This is a genomic window from Bradyrhizobium sp. CCBAU 051011 (genome assembly GCF_009930815.1).
In the GTDB taxonomy this organism is placed as follows: Bacteria; Pseudomonadota; Alphaproteobacteria; order Rhizobiales; family Xanthobacteraceae; genus Bradyrhizobium.
The window spans coordinates 3850932-3866296 of record NZ_CP022222.1; the positions used below are offsets into that span (position 1 = coordinate 3850932).

The 15365-nt window shown below is 63.3% G+C and carries 14 protein-coding genes and 1 tRNA gene; 5 read left to right on the forward strand and 10 right to left on the reverse strand.

What is annotated here, in order from left to right; translation table 11 throughout:
• Window positions 1-5 precede the first annotated feature (5 nt).
• The 7 genes from ACH79_RS18175 to groES form a co-directional block, all read right to left on the reverse strand.
• Window positions 6-1133 (reverse strand): glycosyltransferase family 4 protein, encoded by a 1128-nt coding sequence (locus ACH79_RS18175; RefSeq protein ID WP_161852221.1) that lies wholly within the window; start codon window positions 1131-1133, stop codon window positions 6-8.
• Window positions 1134-1231: 98 nt separating this feature from the next.
• Window positions 1232-1738 (reverse strand): hypothetical protein, encoded by a 507-nt coding sequence (locus ACH79_RS18180; RefSeq protein WP_161852222.1) that lies wholly within the window; start codon window positions 1736-1738, stop codon window positions 1232-1234.
• A gap of 71 nt (window positions 1739-1809) precedes the next feature.
• Window positions 1810-2313, reverse strand: a complete 504-nt coding sequence (locus tag ACH79_RS18185; RefSeq protein WP_202639264.1) for an Hsp20/alpha crystallin family protein — start codon at window positions 2311-2313, stop codon at window positions 1810-1812.
• Window positions 2314-2393: 80 nt separating this feature from the next.
• Window positions 2394-2837 carry an Hsp20 family protein gene (locus tag ACH79_RS18190; RefSeq protein WP_161852223.1) on the reverse strand — a complete coding sequence of 148 codons (444 nt, stop codon included), beginning with the start codon at window positions 2835-2837 and terminating at the stop codon, window positions 2394-2396.
• A gap of 439 nt (window positions 2838-3276) precedes the next feature.
• Entirely contained in the window at window positions 3277-3606 is a 330-nt protein-coding gene (locus tag ACH79_RS18195) for a hypothetical protein (protein ID WP_161852224.1), read from the reverse strand.
• A gap of 205 nt (window positions 3607-3811) precedes the next feature.
• The gene (groL, locus tag ACH79_RS18200) at window positions 3812-5434 is read right to left on the reverse strand and encodes a chaperonin GroEL (RefSeq protein WP_161852225.1); all 1623 of its coding nucleotides are present in this window, start codon (window positions 5432-5434) and stop codon (window positions 3812-3814) included.
• A gap of 47 nt (window positions 5435-5481) precedes the next feature.
• Complete coding sequence (gene groES, locus ACH79_RS18205; RefSeq protein WP_161852226.1) at window positions 5482-5796, reverse strand: co-chaperone GroES; 315 nt, start codon at window positions 5794-5796, stop codon at window positions 5482-5484.
• Between the two features lie 235 nt (window positions 5797-6031).
• Here groES and ACH79_RS18210 point away from each other — a divergent pair, with 235 nt between their 5' ends.
• On the forward strand, window positions 6032-7129 hold the full coding sequence (locus ACH79_RS18210) for a trypsin-like peptidase domain-containing protein (protein ID WP_161852227.1): 1098 nt from the start codon (window positions 6032-6034) through the stop codon (window positions 7127-7129).
• A gap of 509 nt (window positions 7130-7638) precedes the next feature.
• On the opposite strand, the gene ACH79_RS18215 is transcribed toward ACH79_RS18210, so the two are convergent.
• Window positions 7639-7714: transfer RNA gene (locus ACH79_RS18215), tRNA-Ile, on the reverse strand.
• A gap of 171 nt (window positions 7715-7885) precedes the next feature.
• Between ACH79_RS18215 and ACH79_RS18220 the strand changes: the two genes are divergently transcribed.
• Entirely contained in the window at window positions 7886-8851 is a 966-nt protein-coding gene (locus ACH79_RS18220; RefSeq protein ID WP_161852228.1) for a TAXI family TRAP transporter solute-binding subunit, read from the forward strand.
• Between the two features lie 57 nt (window positions 8852-8908).
• Here ACH79_RS18220 and ACH79_RS18225 read toward each other — a convergent pair whose 3' ends face one another.
• A complete protein-coding gene (locus ACH79_RS18225; RefSeq protein WP_161852229.1) occupies window positions 8909-10120 on the reverse strand; it encodes an ABC transporter substrate-binding protein in 1212 nt (403 codons plus the stop codon).
• 182 nt (window positions 10121-10302) lie between these two features.
• Here ACH79_RS18225 and ACH79_RS18230 point away from each other — a divergent pair, with 182 nt between their 5' ends.
• Genes ACH79_RS18230 through ACH79_RS18240 form a run of 3 tightly spaced genes read left to right on the forward strand, consistent with a single transcriptional unit; the run spans window position 10303 to window position 14565 of the window.
• Entirely contained in the window at window positions 10303-11415 is a 1113-nt protein-coding gene (locus tag ACH79_RS18230; RefSeq protein WP_161852230.1) for a molybdopterin-binding protein, read from the forward strand.
• A gap of 13 nt (window positions 11416-11428) precedes the next feature.
• A complete protein-coding gene (locus ACH79_RS18235) occupies window positions 11429-13378 on the forward strand; it encodes a molybdopterin biosynthesis protein (RefSeq protein ID WP_161852231.1) in 1950 nt (649 codons plus the stop codon).
• Window positions 13379-13434: 56 nt separating this feature from the next.
• Window positions 13435-14565, forward strand: coding sequence for an FAD-dependent monooxygenase (locus tag ACH79_RS18240; RefSeq protein WP_161852232.1), 1131 nt, complete (start codon window positions 13435-13437; stop codon window positions 14563-14565).
• A gap of 7 nt (window positions 14566-14572) precedes the next feature.
• Here ACH79_RS18240 and ACH79_RS18245 read toward each other — a convergent pair whose 3' ends face one another.
• On the reverse strand, window positions 14573-15253 hold the full coding sequence (locus tag ACH79_RS18245; RefSeq protein WP_161852233.1) for a hypothetical protein: 681 nt from the start codon (window positions 15251-15253) through the stop codon (window positions 14573-14575).
• Window positions 15254-15365 lie beyond the last annotated feature (112 nt).

The following is a 15365-nucleotide window of genomic DNA, read 5'->3' on the forward strand; positions in this document are numbered from 1 at the left end:
CTGTTTCAGTTATCCTTCCGTGCCGCGGACGATGGTTCTGCTCCGTGTCCGCCGATGGTCGCCGAACGGGCGGCGAGTGTCGAAAGTCGGCCGTCGGGCGCGTTGTGCTCTCGGAGCATCTTTTGATAGAGCCTCACGTAGTCCGTTGTCATTCGGGCGGCGGAGAAGCGCTCCTCGAAGCGCGCACGGATCGCCTTGCGGTCGAGGGCCAGCAGCCCGGGAATGGCTCGCACCGCCTCGTCGACGTCAGACACGATGCGGCCGGTTAGTCCGTCCTCGACGATCTCAGGGACCGACCCGCGGCGGAAGGCAAGCACCGGGGTACCACATGCCATAGCTTCGATCATCACGAGACCGAATGGTTCGGGCCAGTCGATCGGGAACAGTAATGCGGCAGCTTGGCCGAGAAATTCGTTCTTTGTGGTTTCGTTGATCTCGCCGACGAATTCGACGCCGCTTCCTTGCAGCATCGGAGCGATAACGTCGCGGAAATAGCCGTCATCTGCTTTATCGACCTTTGCCGCGATCTTGAGTGGAAGGCGGGCCGCCCGTGCAATCGCGATAGCACGGTCCGGCCGTTTCTCTGGGGAGATGCGCCCAAGAAATGCGAGGTAGCAGCCTTTCGGTTCGAAATTCGGCGTCAGTAGGTCGAGCGGCAGGCCGTGATGAACTGTCCCGACAAAGTTTGCGCTTGGCAGCGGCATCCGCTGCGCATTTGAAATCGATACCAGCGGCATGTCCGAGAAACGCCGGTAGAAAGGCATGTGGTCGGCAAGGTCCTGTCTGCCGTGAAGGGTGGTTAGCGTGCGCGCACGCTCCGGGCGAAACTGCGGGAAGTGCATGTAGTCGATGTGGAAGTGGAGGAGGTCGAAGTCGTCGGCGCGCTCACGCACCTTGTCGAGCATAATCATGTGGTGGGGCACTGCGTCGCGGACGTTCGGCTCGAGGCGTAAGGCGCGAGGCGTGCAGGGTACAAGTTCGGCAGAGGTGATGGAATCCTCGCTCGCGAACAGTGTCACTTGGTGTCCTTGCCGAACCAACTCCTCCGTCAGGTATGAGACGACCCGCTCCGTTCCTCCATAGAGCCGCGGCGGCACGCTCTCGTACAGCGGGGCAATCTGAGCAATCCTCATTTCAGTCCGTCCTTCGTTACTCTGGGCCGGGCTTGCCAATGGCCGCCCCGTTGTTCACGAGCTTGGCCGCGCCACCAGAGGTGCCGCGGCCCCGGATCTCACTGAGACTCCGACGATTCAGCGACATTGCTTTGACTTCTGAGTTGAGAAAGCTCCTCGGCCAGTCTGTGCTCGACGAACCGCCGCTCGTTTTCCGTCAAGTGCGTTGCGAGCAAGCGGCGATACCGCCGAACATTGGCCTCACTGCTCCACCGTGACTTCGCCGAGATGGCGATGCGGGGCTGGCGATTTCTCGCTGCTTGCTGTGCTTGGGCGCTGAACCGTACGGCAGCGGCTCCGACCCCAGGCGCATTCTCCTCCTCGTCGAGCTGCCGCAACGCTGCGAGGATGTCCTCGAGATGCATGGGAGCCGCGAGCCCCGGAATCTTGCGAAGGGCTGGGCAGGAATCGACGGCGTACAGGTCCGAAGCCCAGGAGGAGAGAATGACCCGTTTCTCAGGAGGCGACAGCACCTCGTCATTCAGGACATCGGCTGGCGAATTATAGTGGGATACAGGATGAAATCGGGCATCCACGCTGCCCGTCAAACGATCAGGGCGGCTCATGTCTTGATCTCCTCTTGTTCCTTTCTCCAGGCGATGGCGGACGGCGGCGCTGACACCGCCGTCCTGGCACGTTAGTTGGTGGTGTTGATGGCGATCCGTTTGACACTCTGGCTGGCCTGCTCGGTCTTCGGCAGGTTCACCGTGAGAATGCCATTGCGGAAGTTGGCTTCGGCTTTGTCTTCCTGGACGCCATCGAGCGGGATACGGCGCTCGAACGAGCCGTAGTAGCGCTCGCTATAACGCCCGCCATTGTCGTGTTCGGCCTTCTTCTCACCGCGGATCGACAGGACGCCGTTGGCGATTTCGACCTGGACGTCCTTTTCGCTCAGTCCCGGAAGCTCGGCGGAAACCGTCACGGTCTTGTCGGTTTCGTTGAGCTCGATGCGCGGCCAACCGAACTGGCCTTCCATCAGCGGGGCGCCGAGCCGGCCGACGCTGCCGAAGCTGCCAAACCCGCGGAAGACGTCGTCGAAAAGACGATTCATCTCGCGGTGAAGCGTCAGAAACGGATCGTAAGCCTCGCCCCTCGTGAGCTGCTGGTTCTTATTCCACGGAATTAGATCGCGAATTGCCATGTTGGACTCCTTTCTGTCAGGTGCGCCGGCTGTGCGGATGCCGCCCCCGTGCGCACCAATGTCGTTAGACACCGACGGCGTCAGGCCGCCTGCTTGTGGGTGATCTGCTCGGCGCCGCCGATCGGAATGCTGCGGGGCTTCATGGCCTCGGGCAGCTCGCGGGCGAGCTCGATCCGCAGCAGCCCGTTATCAAACGCCGCCGTCTTCACCTGCACATAGTCGGCTAGGTTGAATTGGCGCTTGAAGCCTTTGGCCGGGATGCCGCGATAGAGATAATCGCGTTTCGCCTCGTCGGCCTTGCGGCCCTCGACGGTCAGCACGTTCTGCTCGGCCGTGATCGCGATCTCGTCCGGGCTGAAGCCGGCGAGCGCGAGCGAGATCTGGTAATGATCTTCGCCCAGCCGTTCGATGTTGTAGGGCGGATAGTTTTCCTCGACGGTCCTTTGTGTCTCGTCGAGCAGGTCGAAGATGCGATCGAACCCGATGGTCGATCGCCATAGGGGGGTGAAATCGAAGTTCCTCATAGCCAAGTCCTCCTAAGAGCAAGATGGATACGAAGGAGCGCAGGACACCGGTCCGGCGCCCAGTTCAGTCTGCCGGACCCGATCTGGCATCCGGCGCCGCAGCCTTGCGGCAAAAACAGAACTAGGAGAAAGGGCAATGGTTTCAAGGTTCTTGCTGAAATTTTTCTGGCCGAAGGTTACGCCGCCAGGCGCTGCAGTCCCGCTTCGGCCTCGCGGGCGAGACGCGTGCCCTGCGGCGCTCCTTGCCGGAAAGGCCGTCCCGCTCCAGCAAGCTTCGGCAATGCACAATGACCCGCCGTTCGCTCTCGATCAGGAAGCATGTACCGCGTCAGGGAGGGCGGATCGGGCAGCTCGGAGCCTTGGGGCCGGTGTGCCAATTCGAACATTCTTGCACTCGAGGCGCGACCCGCGAGCAGCGCCGATCGCGCCGCTTTGGGACTCAGCTCACTCGCGGGAGGCTGCGCTCATGCTCGGATGGAATTTGGAAGAGACCGGGCTGCATATTGTACGGCAATAGCAAGGTATCGGTCTTGAAAAGCGGCGCGCTCGGCTTCCAGCTCATCCAGCGCATCGACTCTAAATAGGGAATGGGTGGGAGCGGAAGCAAGTTGCCAGCCCTGTCGAGCGCCGGTCTGGGCGTGCTGTCCATGCCCCATGCGCCAAGCGGCAGAAACATCGTCGCCATGGCAAAGGCGCCTGCGACGATCCTGCTGGCGCTGCGTCCGGAAGTCTCCGCACGAGCGGAGCCGAGTGTGTACGACCTGATCATCTCATCCTCCTGTCCTTGGAAAACTGATCCATGCGATCGTGAGAAGGCTGAGGGCGAACATGAGCCAATGCATTACAGTCGCCCCGCTCTTGCGCGATCGATCTCGAATGCGAGTGCTCATCTGAAGCTCCCTGGTGCTTGTGTTTTCCTTTATCCTAGTGGTTGGGGAGAGAGCCCGGCCGTCTCCGGCCGGTCTCGTGCTTGATCAGAAGTCCATCGGCGGCGCGGCGGCGGCCGGCTCGGACTTCTTTGGCTTGTCGGCGACAAGTGCTTCCGTGGTAATCAACAGAGCTGCGACGGAAGCCGCGTCTTGCAACGCGGTGCGCACGACCTTGGCGGGATCGATCACGCCGGCTTTCACCAGGTCCTGGTACTCGCCGGTTGCGGCGTTGAAGCCCCAGTTGTAGCTGGAGTTCTCGAGCAGCTTGCCGACCACCAGCGAGCCGTCCTCGCCCGCATTCTCGACGATCTGCCGCGCGGGCATCTGGATGGCGCGGCGCACGATCTCTACGCCGGCCTTCTGGTCGTCATTTGCCGTCTTGAGTCCGCTCAGTGCCTTCAGCGCGCGAAGCAGCGCCACGCCGCCGCCCGGCAAGATGCCTTCCTCGACCGCGGCGCGGGTGGCGTGCATCGCATCATCCACCCGGTCCTTGCGCTCCTTGACCTCGACCTCGGTCGCGCCGCCGACACGGATCACGGCCACACCGCCGGCCAGTTTCGCAAGCCGCTCCTGCAGCTTTTCGCGATCGTAGTCGGAGGTGGTCTCCTCGATCTGCGCTTTGATCTGGGCAACGCGGGCCTCAATGTCCTTCTTGGCGCCGGCACCATTCACGATGGTCGTGTTCTCCTTGTCGATCACGACCTTCTTGGCGCGGCCGAGCGTCTTGAGCGTGACGTTCTCCAGCTTGATGCCAAGGTCTTCCGAGATCGCCGTGCCACCGGTGAGGATCGCGATATCCTCCAGCATGGCCTTGCGGCGATCGCCAAAGCCCGGAGCCTTTACCGCCGCGACCTTCAGCCCGCCGCGCAACCGGTTGACCACCAGGGTTGCCAGCGCCTCGCCCTCGACATCCTCGGCGACCACGAGCAGCGGCTTGCCGGACTGCACGACGGCTTCGAGCAGCGGTAGCATCGGCTGCAGGCTGGATAGCTTCTTCTCGTGGATCAGGATGTACGTGTCTTCGAGCTCGACCCGCATCTTCTCGGCGTTGGTGACGAAGTAGGGGGATACATAGCCCCTGTCGAATTGCATGCCTTCCACCACCTCGAGCTCGGTATCGAGGCTCTTGGCTTCCTCTACCGTAATAACGCCTTCGTTGCCGACCTTCTGCATGGCATCGGCCAGGAAGCGGCCGATCTCGGTATCGCCGTTGGCCGAGATAGTGGCGATCTGAGCGATCTCCTCGTTGGAAGTGACCTTCTTCACATGCGCCTTCAGGTCCTTCACGATAGCCTCGACGGCGAGATCGATGCCGCGTTTCAGGTCCATCGGGTTCATGCCGGCGGCGACCGATTTCGCGCCTTCCTTCACGATGGCCTGGGCCAGCACGGTCGCGGTTGTCGTGCCGTCGCCAGCGAGGTCACTGGTCTTGGAGGCGACTTCGCGCACCATTTGCGCGCCCATGTTCTCGAACTTGTCCTCCAGCTCGATTTCCTTGGCGACAGTGACACCGTCTTTGGTGATGCGCGGCGCGCCGAAGGATTTTTCGAGCACGACGTTGCGTCCCTTGGGGCCAAGCGTGACCTTCACTGCATTGGCCAGCGTATCCACTCCCCGCAGCATCCGTTCACGGGCTTCGGTGGAGAATTTTACTTCCTTGGCAGCCATGTCTCTGCTCCTTTCTCGTTCGATGACTGCAGCTTCGGAAAGCGTACTCAGGCGGCCTTCCTGGCCGAGCCGGCCTTGTCGACCACGCCCAGAAGGTCGCTCTCCTTCATGATCAGGTAGTCCTGGCCGTCGATCTTCACCTCGGTGCCGGACCACTTGCCAAACAGCACGCGGTCTCCCAGCTTGACGTCGATTGGGATCAACTGGCCTTGCTCATTCCTCGCGCCCGGCCCCGCGGCGACGATCTCGCCCTCCTGCGGTTTTTCCTTCGCGGTATCGGGAATGATGATGCCGCCGGCGGTCTTCTCCTCGGCGTCGATGCGGCGCACGAGCACGCGGTCGTGCAGTGGACGGAAATGCATGCGCATCCTCCTTGTCAGGTCAGCGATGTCTAAAAAGCCGGGTCCGGAACCGGCCCCCAGGCGCAAAACGACCTAGGAAGAGAAAAAAAGCGCTTCAAGGGGTACGGCAAAAATTTTTTGTCACTCCGGACCTCCGACTGCCAAGGCCCCTTGAACGGCCATTTCCGCTCACCCAGCTTATCGGCGCCGAGGTCACCACTGGGGGCCGCCAGGCACATTTTGTCGGGGAGAAACCATGCAGCTTTTGCGTTTGCTCGGACGACTGACCGTCGTCTCGGGGCTGGTGTGGGCGCTGTGGGGAGCGCCGGCCGTCGCCCAGATTCCAGATCTGACCACAGGTCGCGTGGCGACCCTTGCGCCGCTCGTCAAGGAGGTCACGCCGGCGGTCGTCAACATTTCGGTGCAGGGGCGAGTGAAGGAAGACAACCCGCTCTACCAGGATCCGCTCTTCCGTGAGTTCTTCAACGTCCCCAAGCAACTGGAGAAGGAAGTCAACGCCACTGGCTCGGGCGTGATCGTCGATGCGCAGCGAGGCTATGTACTGACGGCGAACCATGTCGTGGCCAACGCCACGGCGGTGCAGATCAGAACCAAGGACGGCCGCAAGTTTGCCGGCAGAGTGGTCGGCCGCGACGCGCCAACCGATATCGCGCTGCTGCAGATCAGGGAGCCCGCCGAGTTGAAAGCCATTGCGCTCGGCGACAGCGATGCGCTACAGGTCGGCGACTTCGTGATTGCGGTCGGCAATCCCTTTGGCCTCGGCCAAACCGTCACCTCGGGCCTGGTCAGTGCGCTCGGGCGCACCGGGCTCGGCAAGCACGGCTATGAGGATTTCATCCAGACCGATGCGGCGATCAATCCCGGCAATTCCGGCGGCGGGCTGATCAACCTCCGAGGCGAACTGGTCGGCATCAACACCGCGATCATCTCGCCCGGTGGCGGCAATGTCGGCATCGGCTTTGCAGTGCCGATCAACATGGCGCGCAAGGTGATGGAACAGCTTGCGCAAACCGGCCGGGTCGAGCGCGGGCGTATCGGCATTGCACTGGAGGATCTGGAAGCGCCGGCCGCCGGTTCGGTGCAGGGCGCCCGCATCAAGGAAGTCAGCCCCGGCTCACCGGCCGAGCGCGCAGGGCTGCGCCGCGGCGACATCATACTCAAGGCCAACGACATCCCAATTCGCAGCGCAACGCAGATGCGCAACCTAATCGGACTGACTCAGGTCGGACGGCAGGTGCGGCTGACGATCGAGCGCGGCCGCACCACCGAAAGTGCCACGGTGGAGATTGTTCCGCTCAGCGATCAAAGGCCGCGAGCGCGAGGGCCGGGGTGAACCGTCGTCTGCGATTGGGTCCCTATGCAGAAGTGATTGTCGTGGAGAGACCGTAGCGCGATCGCATGTGGAGCGGCAGTTTAAGGACCGTAGAACTGATGAGATGAGCGACGAAACGATGCGTTTCTGGTGCGGTAGCTCGACAGCCGGCCAAATGATGATCTGATAAGTGATCGTTTCGTGCGATGAGCCCGCCGAATCTGCGACCAGAAAGGAGATGCCATCGTCAAATCGAATGTGCAGCGGTAGGTTGATGGCCGCTGAAGCAGAGCGATGAGCGACGATCGAACAGTGCCCCTGATTTGCCCGACGTGTCAAAATGCTTTCGAGCGATCGCTCAAAGTCACCGGCTACTTTGCATGGGGTTGTTTTCGATATTTTTGTTGGGGGCGGTGGCTGTCCGGCCCGCCTTCGCCCAAGTGGGCTTCGGCGCGGAAGCCTTCACTCGCTTCGCTCGGAGAGGTCAAGGGCTGGCCTGCCTAGCCGTAGCTCGCGAAGCGAGCGAAGGCTGGTGGGCCCGGCAGGACTCGAACCTGCAACCAGACCGTTATGAGCGGCCGGCTCTAACCATTGAGCTACAGGCCCCGCCGCGGAGCGGCCGCGGGAAGGGCGGCCGGCAACGGTGCTGGCATCGTTTACAGGCATGACAGCGATACGGCAATGCCGGGTTGGGAGCCAAGAACAGGCTTTCATCGGGCCCCGCGCTTGCCTACAACCTCCATTGCATCATTCGTCACCGAACGCTTGAGGCTAGAAATGAAACTCGCTGGGATCGTCTGGGCCGGCCTGCTCCTGTTCGCCGGCGCCGCCGCGGCGCAGGAGGGAGGCAAGGCCATTACCAAAACCACAATCAGCCTGGGGACCGCGACGCCGGGTGGTGGCTTCCCGGTCTATGGCAATGCGTTCGCGGAAATCCTGAATGCGGCCGATCCGGGGCTCTCGATCGAGCCGCGCAATACCAAGGGCTCCAACGAAAACATTCCGCTGCTGGAATCCGACCAGCTCGACATCGCGCTGATCGCGGGAGAGCCCGCCTACGAGGCCTTCATGGGCATCGGCCGGCCAGCGACAAAGCTGAAAATCCTGACCGCGATGTATTCCAGCCCCGGCATGTTCGTGGTGCGGGCGGACAGCCCCTACAAGACGATCAAGGATCTGGTCGGCCAGCCGGTCGCCTTCGGCGCCAGGGGCTCGGGCCTGCCGATCCTGTCGCGTTACATCCTCGACGGAATCGGGCTGAAGCAGGACGAGGACTTCAAGTCGATCTATCTCGACCGTGCCGGCGACGGTCCGGCCATGGTGCAGGACGGGCGCGCCGCCGCTCTGTGGGGCGCCGGCATCGGCTGGCCGGGTTTTGCCGCGATGGCGCAGGCGCCCGGTGGCGCCCGGTTCATCGCGCCGGACGCGGCCGAGATCGCGCGCGTCCGCGCCAAGCACACCTTCCTCAAGCCATTGACGGTCCCGGCCAACAGCTATCCGAACCAGCCAGCAGCCATCGATTCCATCGGCTCATGGAGTTTTGTGCTCGCCCGCGAAAGCCTGCCTGATGACGTCGCCTACCGCCTCGCGCGCACCCTGCATGGGCAGGAGGCCGCGCTGTGCAAGAAGTTGCCGCAGGCTTGCGAGACCACGGCGGCGAACACCGTTGCCGCCGCACCGAATGCGGCGCTGATTCATCCCGGGGTGATGAAGTATTTTAGGGAAGCAGGAATAGTGAAATAGGCGAATAGCGAGTGGCGAATAGCGAATGGTTCGCTTTCGCCACTCGCCACTCGCGTCCTATTTCTTCGCCATCGCGCACGCCGGGTCCGGCGGGCCGAACGCTTCGTCGCCCGGGATCTTGGCGAGGATCTGATAATAGTCCCACGGATATTTCGATTCCTCGGGCTTCTTGACCTGCACCAGCCACAGGTCGTGCACCATCAGATTGTCCTCGCGCAGTTTGCCGTTGCGGGAGAAAAAATCCTCGATCGGCTTTTCGCGCATCTTCGCCGCGACCTTCAGCGGCTCGTCGGTGCCGGTCTCCTTGATGGCGTTGAGATAGCTCGTGACCGACGAATAAACACCGGCCTGCCACATCGTCGGCATCCGGTTCATCTTGGCGAAATAGCGCTTTGACCATTCGCGGGTCTTGTCGTCCATGTCCCAGTAGAACGATGTTGTCAGCAACAGGCCTTGCGCTGCCGGTAACCCAAGCGAATGGATGTCGGTGATCAGCGCGAGCAATGCCGCCATCTGCTGACCGCCCTTGAGCACGCCGAACTCCGCGGCGGTCTTGATCTCGTTCATGTTGTTGGGCGGACCGGCCGCGATGCCGATGATCTTGGCCTTGGACGCCTGCGCCTGCAGCACGAAGGATGACAAATCAGGCGTGGCGAGCGGCGGGCGCACCGAGCCCAGCACCTTGCCGCCATTGGCGGTGACGACGCTCGAGGCATCGCGTTCGAGCGAATGGCCGAACGCATAGTCGTCGGTGATGAAGAACCAGCTATCGCCGCCGCGCTTCACCACCGCCTGCGCGGTGCCGACCGCGAGCGAACGGGTATCGATCACCCACTGCATCGCGTAAGGCGAACAGGATTTGCCGTGGAAGTCGGCGGTGAGGGTCGAATGCGTGATGAACAGCTTCTTCTTCTCATTGGCGATGCCTTGCACCGCAAGCCCCACCGCGGATACCGGCACGTCGACGATCAGATCGACCTGATCGACGTCGTACCAGCGCCGGGCGATGCCGCCGCCGATGTCGGGCTTGAGCTGGTGGTCGCCGACGATGATGCTGATCGGCTTGCCCACCACCTTGCCGCCGAAATCGTCGATCGCCATTTGCGCTGACGTGACCGAGCCCTGGCCGGTCGGCGTCGCCGCCGGGCCGTTCATGTCGGTGAGGACGCCGATCTTGACCACATCGTCTGAAATTTGTGCGAGCGCCGCGGTCGATGCCAGCATCGCGGCCGCAAGCACGGTAAGCCTGGATAGGTTCCTGGCGAACATCCCTGTCTTCTCCCTGGAATCGGCGCGTTGGCCGTTGGTGTTTTTCGGGCGGTTGCCCCGCCAATTGGTCTCATTTGCAACTATTTTGCCCCCGCGTCAATGTGGCCGAATGGAGCGGTTCGCCTCCCGAGCGGTATCTGGTTCTGTTTCCTTTCGGCGCGATTCAGGGCATAGGGCGAACCATGACCACGCCGCAGCGCCTGCCGACCTCCCTTACGCCGCTTGATAGGGCGCTCGCCGCCCTCCTGCAGGGCGTAGGGCCCGTCGCGCCGGCAGAACTAACGCTTGTCGAAGCGCTGCGTTGCATTGCCGCCGAGATGCCGCCGCTTCAGGCTCATCCGCCCCGCGACGTCGCGGCGGTGGACGGCTACGCATTTTTTGCGCGCGATCTCGTCGGCGCATCCTCCTATTCGCCGTTGCCGTTGTCGACGCCGCCGATCTGGGTCGAGGCCGGCGATGCGATCCCGGAGGCTTGCGACTGTGTACTCGATTCCGCTTCCGTCGATGTGTCCGGTCCGCTGCCGCAGGTGCTGGAGGAGGCGATCCCGGGGCAGGGCGTCCGCCGGGCCGGCGGCGATATCGCCGCGGGCAGTTTTGTCGTGGACGCCGGGCGGCGTGTGTTGCCGCGCCATCTCCTGATCGCGCGCGCTGCCGGCCTGGAACGCTTGAAGGTCCGTCGTCCGCGGCTGCGCATCGTCAATGTTCCCGGTCGCAATGTGACGGCGGACCTGATCATCGAGAGCGCGCGAGCTATCGGCACCGAGATCGTCTCTTCCACTGCCGCAGGCCGCGATGCCGGATCAATTGCGGCGGCACTGGATGACGGCGCATGCGATCTGCTCCTGATCGTCGGCGGCTCCGGCGTTGGCCGCACCGATGCGGCGGTGACGGCATTGGCTGCGCGCGGCAAAATTCTCGCCCACGGCATTGCCCTGCAGCCCGGCCGCACCTCGGCCGTCGGGCGCGTCGGCAATACGCCCGTCGTCGTTTTGCCGGGCGCGCCGGATCAGGCGCTAGCCGCATGGTGGACGCTGGCGCTTCCCGTGCTCGATCGCCTCTCGGGCCGCCGCCCGCGCAAGACAGTCAATTTGCCGCTGGCGCGCAAGATTGCATCCAGCGTCGGTATCGCCGAGATCGTGTTGCTGCAGCGGAAGCAGGATATGTGGGCCGCGCTAGCGGTGGGCGAATTGTCGCTGGATGCGATCGCCCGCGCCGAAGCCTGGCTCGTAGTATCAGGCGGCTCGGAAGGATTTGCGGCAGGCAGCCCAGTCGATGCCTATATGTTGCGGGAGTGAAATGAGTTCAGGCATGACCAATACGTCCTCGCCGAGAGATCGCGACAATAACGAGCAGGATCAGTTCCTGACGATCCTGTCGCGTGAGGATGCGCTGGCGCGTTTCGAAGCCGCCTTGTTCCCGCGTCCGGTGCCGGGAGAGAAGCGTCCGCTCGCTGACGCGCTCGGCTGCGCGCTTGCCGAAGACGTGACGGCGCCGGTCGACGTGCCGCCGTTCGATCGCTCCAACGTCGATGGCTTTGCGGTGCGTTCCGCCGATCTCGCTTCCGCCGGTGAAGCTTCACCGGTGCGCGTGATGCTGAACGATGAGGTGATCGCCTGCGGCACTGCGCCGACACGGCCGGTCTTGTCCGGAACAGCCACGCCGATCGCGACCGGCGGTCCGGTGCCGCGCGGCGCCGACGCCGTCGTCATGGTCGAGCATACGCAGCCAATGGGATATCGCGCGATCGAAATCCGCCGCGCCGCTTCGCCCGGGCAGTTCGTGTCCTATGCCGGTTCCGATATCGCCCGCGGCGAGGTTCTGCTGCGCGCCGGCACTGTCATCGGCTCGCGCGAGATCGGCATGCTGGCGGCCTGCGGAATCGCGAATGTGGCCGTCGCGCGCAGGCTGCGCGTCGCCATCATCTCGACCGGTGACGAACTGGTGCAGCCCGGCCAACCGCTGCGGCCGGCCGCAATTTACGACACCAACGGCGCGATCGTGACGGCGGCGATCTCGGAGAACGGTGGCGAGGCTCGCTTTTTCGGCGCGATCCCCGACGACGAAGCGCAACTCGAAGCCGCGATGCGCGAGGCGCTCGCGAGCAGCGACATGCTGGTGCTGTCAGGCGGCACTTCGAAAGGCGCGGGCGATGTCTCACACCGCATCATCGGCCGCCTCGGCAAGCCCGGCATCATCGCCCATGGCGTGGCGCTGAAGCCCGGCAAGCCGCTGTGCCTGGCGGTATGCGACGGCAAACCAGTGATCATCCTGCCGGGATTTCCGACCTCGGCGATGTTCACCTTCCACGACATGATCGTGCCGGTGCTGCGGCGAATGGCCGGCCTGCCGCCGCGTTCGGACGCCAAGGTCAATGCGCGCATGCCGGTGCGGATCGCATCCGAACTCGGCCGCACCGAATTCGTCATGGTGTCGCTGGTCGAAGGGGCGGACGGGCTGATTGCGTATCCTACGGGCAAGGGTTCCGGCGCCATCACCTCGTTCGCGCAGGCCGACGGTTTTCTAAAGATCGATGCGCTCGCGGACCAGATGCCGGCGGGCAGCGAGGCTGAGGTGACGCTGTTCACGCCGCATGTGCGGGCGCCCGATCTCGTCATCGTCGGCAGCCATTGTACCGGGCTCGACCTCGTCACCGCGCCGCTGGCGCATGCCGGGCTCGTCGTGCGCTCGATCGCCGTCGGCAGCCTCGGCGGGCTCGCGGCCGCCAAACGCGGCGAATGCGATTTTGCGCCGATCCATTTGTTCGACGAGAAGAGCGAAACCTACAACACGCCCTATCTTGCCGAGGGTTTGGAACTGGTGCCCGGCTGGCGTCGCATGCAGGGCATCGTGTTTCGCAGGGGCGACCGGCGTTTCGAAGGCTTGAGCGCCGAGGAGGCGGTGCGCGCGGCAATCGCCGATTCCGCCTGCATCATGGTCAACCGCAACCAGGGCGCCGGCACGCGCATCCTGATCGACCGGCTGCTCGGTGGCGCGCGTCCCGATGGTTACTGGAATCAGCCGCGCTCGCACAATGCGGTAGCGGCAGCCGTTGCGCAGCATCGTGCCGATTGGGGCATGACCATTGCGCCGGTCGCGCATGCGTCAAACCTGGGTTTCATTCCCTTTGCCGAAGAGCATTATGATTTCGCGCTGGTGACGGCTCGCAAGCAACGGCCGGCCGTGCAGGCGTTTCTCGATGCGCTGGCGTCGGAGGCGGGCCGCACGGCGCTGCAGCAGGCGGGTTTCCGGCCGGCCTGACGCGCTCGCGAAGTGTAAGAAGCCGCCAACAGAAGCGGCTCGGGGCAGGGGTGGGAATGGCAACACCGCTATCGATTGCGATTGTTGGCGCCGGCATGGGCGGGCTTGCGACCGCCGCGGCGCTGCGGCGGGTCGGCATCGACGTCACCGTGTACGAGCAGGCCACGCAATTCGCGCGGATCGGGGCCGGCATCCAGATCGGCTGCAACGCCATGAAGGTGCTGCGCGGGCTTGGACTTGAAGCACGGCTGCGCGAACAATCCTTCTATCCGCGTTCCTGGAACAATCGCGACTGGCGCACCGGCGACGTCAAGTTCGACATGATCTTCGGCGAGAGCGCCGAACAGAAGTTTGGCGCGCCCTATCTCTTGGCGCATCGCGGCGATCTGCATGCCGCGCTCGCAAGCGCCGTTCCCGATCGATGCGTCAAGCTCAATCACAAGCTGGTCGGCCTTGATGAGACCGGCGAGGGCGTCCGGCTCGCCTTTGCCAATGGCGCAACGGTGACGGCCGACGCCGTGATCGGCGCCGACGGCATTCATTCGCTGGTGAGGGACATTCTGTTCGGCGCGTCGCCGGTCAGCTTTACCGGGCGCATCGCCTACCGCACCACCTATCCCGCCGCGCTGCTCGGCGGTGCAAAAATCGACGACTGCACCAAATGGTGGGGCGAGGACCGCCATATCGTCATCTACTACGTCAAGCCGGACCGCAGCGAGATCTACCTCGTCACCAGCCAGCCGGAGCCGGATTTCCGGATCGAGTCATGGTCGGCGAAGGGCGATGTCGTCGAGTTACGAAAGACCTTCGTTGGCTTCCATAGCCAGGTCGAACAGGTGCTTGCCGCATGTCCTGACGTGCACAAATGGGCGATCGTCGATCGCCATTCGCTGGAACGATGGGCAGATCGCAACGTCACGCTGCTCGGCGATGCCTGCCATCCGATGACGCCCTACATGGCGCAGGGGGCGGCGATGGCGATCGAGGATGCGGCCGTATTGTCGCGCTGCCTTGACGGAGTGGAGCGGGAAGGCGTCGCGAAGGCGTTTCGCCGCTTCGAGGCGACGCGCAAGGCCCGGACGGAACGTATTCAAGCGACCTCGCGTGCCAACACCTGGCTCAGCGGAAAGACCGATACCGACTGGGTCTATGGTTACGACGCCTGGACGGTGCCGCTGGCGGCGTAAGTTCTCGTTAGGCTTGAATGCGCAACAACTCGCTGATGATCCGGGGCTTCATCCAGCCGACATTGTCGACAATCTCCCGGCGCAAGGCGTCCTGTTCGGCTTCGTATCGCTCGCGCGTGATGCCGCGGCCGCCGGTCGCGGTAATTCCGAATGCTTCCAGCGCGGCATCATGGCGCCGCTTCCATTCGATCACGCGCCTGGTCATGACTTCCGTAACCGCCGGCACCGTGCCGGGATGGCCTGCCAATTCGCAGGCCTCCTTGGTGCGGACATCCGCGGCCAGCATGAGCACGTTCCAGTCGTCGTACCCGATGAGGTTCATCTGGGCATACAGAAACGCACCATGTTCGCCGTCCCAGATAGTGTGGTCGATGACCAGAAAAGGCACGGCGCGGCAGTAGCCGTAGCGCGTGGTCATGTCGCGGTTGAAAGCCTCGGTGCGCTGATCCAGCCGCTGCTTGGCCGCGGCGAAGAGAGCGATGTAGTCATCTGCCGTCGGCAGAATGTTGCGCGCATCATCCGGTGCAAAGCCAACTTCCCGCAGAAATTTGCCGATCTTTGGATCGTCCCAGAGTTCTTTGGGGAAAACGCGGGTCACACCGTCCGCGTCCGGCGCCGGACGCATCGTCTCCTTGAATTCGGCAAAGCTTTGCTGGTTCGTGCCGAAAGTCGTCCTGCGTCCGAACATTGCCACGCCTCGCGTTAAATCCGCCGCGGCTATTGTATCGGCGAGTACATTAAATCGTATTTAATCCGAATCTGAAATCACGACCGGTTTCGTCAATACATAGAGCCCGGTG

Excerpts from the sequence above, each read along its gene's own strand:
- ACH79_RS18230 (WP_161852230.1), top strand. The coding sequence starts at position 10,303 with ATGACCACGCCGCAGCGCCTGCCGACCTCCCTTACGCCGCTTGATAGG.
- ACH79_RS18210 (WP_161852227.1), top strand. The coding sequence starts at position 6,032 with ATGCAGCTTTTGCGTTTGCTCGGACGACTGACCGTCGTCTCGGGGCTG.
- ACH79_RS18175 (WP_161852221.1), bottom strand. The coding sequence starts at position 1,133 with ATGAGGATTGCTCAGATTGCCCCGCTGTACGAGAGCGTGCCGCCGCGG.
- ACH79_RS18240 (WP_161852232.1), top strand. The coding sequence starts at position 13,435 with ATGGCAACACCGCTATCGATTGCGATTGTTGGCGCCGGCATGGGCGGG.
- groES (WP_161852226.1), bottom strand. The coding sequence starts at position 5,796 with ATGCATTTCCGTCCACTGCACGACCGCGTGCTCGTGCGCCGCATCGAC.
- ACH79_RS18225 (WP_161852229.1), bottom strand. The coding sequence starts at position 10,120 with ATGTTCGCCAGGAACCTATCCAGGCTTACCGTGCTTGCGGCCGCGATG.
- groL (WP_161852225.1), bottom strand. The coding sequence starts at position 5,434 with ATGGCTGCCAAGGAAGTAAAATTCTCCACCGAAGCCCGTGAACGGATG.
- ACH79_RS18195 (WP_161852224.1), bottom strand. The coding sequence starts at position 3,606 with ATGATCAGGTCGTACACACTCGGCTCCGCTCGTGCGGAGACTTCCGGA.
- ACH79_RS18185 (WP_202639264.1), bottom strand. The coding sequence starts at position 2,313 with ATGGCAATTCGCGATCTAATTCCGTGGAATAAGAACCAGCAGCTCACG.
- ACH79_RS18245 (WP_161852233.1), bottom strand. The coding sequence starts at position 15,253 with ATGTTCGGACGCAGGACGACTTTCGGCACGAACCAGCAAAGCTTTGCC.
- ACH79_RS18190 (WP_161852223.1), bottom strand. The coding sequence starts at position 2,837 with ATGAGGAACTTCGATTTCACCCCCCTATGGCGATCGACCATCGGGTTC.
- ACH79_RS18235 (WP_161852231.1), top strand. The coding sequence starts at position 11,429 with ATGACCAATACGTCCTCGCCGAGAGATCGCGACAATAACGAGCAGGAT.
- ACH79_RS18180 (WP_161852222.1), bottom strand. The coding sequence starts at position 1,738 with ATGAGCCGCCCTGATCGTTTGACGGGCAGCGTGGATGCCCGATTTCAT.
- ACH79_RS18220 (WP_161852228.1), top strand. The coding sequence starts at position 7,886 with ATGAAACTCGCTGGGATCGTCTGGGCCGGCCTGCTCCTGTTCGCCGGC.